Annotated in this window: 2 protein-coding genes; both read right to left on the reverse strand. The window is 44.5% G+C overall.

All coding sequences use genetic code 11. The features are described 5' to 3' along the window. Positions 1-584, reverse strand: a 584-nt coding sequence (locus tag ACFIL3_RS10225) for a phage tail tape measure protein (protein WP_375682231.1), incomplete at its 3' end; no start/stop codon positions are given. A gap of 131 nt (positions 585-715) precedes the next feature. Further along, entirely contained in the window at positions 716-1,129 is a 414-nt protein-coding gene (locus ACFIL3_RS10230) for a hypothetical protein (protein WP_375667721.1), read from the reverse strand. Positions 1,130-1,287: the final 158 nt, after the last annotated feature.

Raw genomic sequence — 1,287 nt, forward strand, 5'->3', positions numbered from 1 at the left:
GAGAGATGATTGATAGCATCACCTAGATCTTCAATACCTACCTGATTAAGCTTAAAGACATTGCGCAATTTGGCAAAGCGCTCCCCAATCTGATCTCCCGTCATATCAAAAGCTACAGCCGCTTTGGCAGCATAAATGCTAAAAGCTTCCAGATCTTGTTCACCAATGCCTGCTTGGCTAGCACTGGTCATCAGTTCTAAGACTTCACGCGCCGCTAACGGAATCTTGGTGGAGGTTTCAAGCGCAAAACGGCGCAATTCCTTTAAGCGATCAAGGGGGGCATCGAGAACCTTTTCTAATCCCTTCATCGATTGGTCAAATTGCATGGCTTTATAGAGCGGTGCAATTAAGGTTGCTGTTTGCGCAATCGCCCCCACCATACGTCCACGCGCATGGATAAAAGCATTTTCTGCATGGGCTGTAGCTTTCTTAAGATGCTCAGGGTCAAACCACCCTTTAAAATGCTGCCTTGTCTTGTTTTGGAAATGCGCAACATCTGAACTAAAGGCTGTAAGATCTCGCTTGGCAGAAGCGATCCCCTCTTGCAGATGATTAACAAAACGCACAACAAGAGAAACATCCATGATCGTCTCTTATCCTAACTGATGGCTTTCATATTCTTGAGCTTTCAGGCGCGCGAGTTCTTCTCGATAGGCAATCACATCCAGCCAATCCATCTGGTTAATCTCTGAAGGCGCCCAGTGATAATAAAGAGCTAGTTCTGCCCCAAATTGTCTGGCAGAGAGGATTGGCGTTGCGTAAAAAAAGCAAAAAAAGCCTTCAATATTGCGACAATATCCATCACATCAACTCGATCAATCAATTCAATAGATTCATGTGACATATCAGCCAAAAGTGCTGTGATGCCTTCTGTTGCCTCACTTGTGAACAAAACTTGAGAAAGCTTCGTGATAAGCACATCATTGCTCAAAGTGGTTTTTTGCTCTCCAAACTCAGGAAGCAGCAGCTCTGTCAATTGTGGTCCAATGAGCACCGCTAATTGCTTGGCATGCTTAAAAGTGGGGCGATAAAAGGTCAGTTTCTTGCAGAGAGATTCTTTGCCACCTTTATCTTGATAAAGAAACGGAACCTGCAATTCCACGTCAATGCTGGTTTGTAAACTTGTCATGATCAATTCCTATAAATGAGAACCCTATCAATAATGAGAGCTTATAAGTTGAGAATAGAGCGGCGGCGAGAACCGATCTCTTGCCCATTGCGGACAAGCCAGCCGCCCCGTTTAAAAGAAAAGCGGTGCAAAACAGAACCATCCCAAAATTCCGTATA

The organism is Bartonella sp. CE47NXGY (genome assembly GCF_042195415.1).
Taxonomy (GTDB): domain Bacteria; phylum Pseudomonadota; class Alphaproteobacteria; order Rhizobiales; family Rhizobiaceae; genus Bartonella.

Bases quoted from the DNA above. Each gene is read 5' to 3' on its own strand.
- ACFIL3_RS10230 (WP_375667721.1), bottom strand. From the start codon at position 1,129: ATGACAAGTTTACAAACCAGCATTGACGTGGAATTGCAGGTTCCGTTT.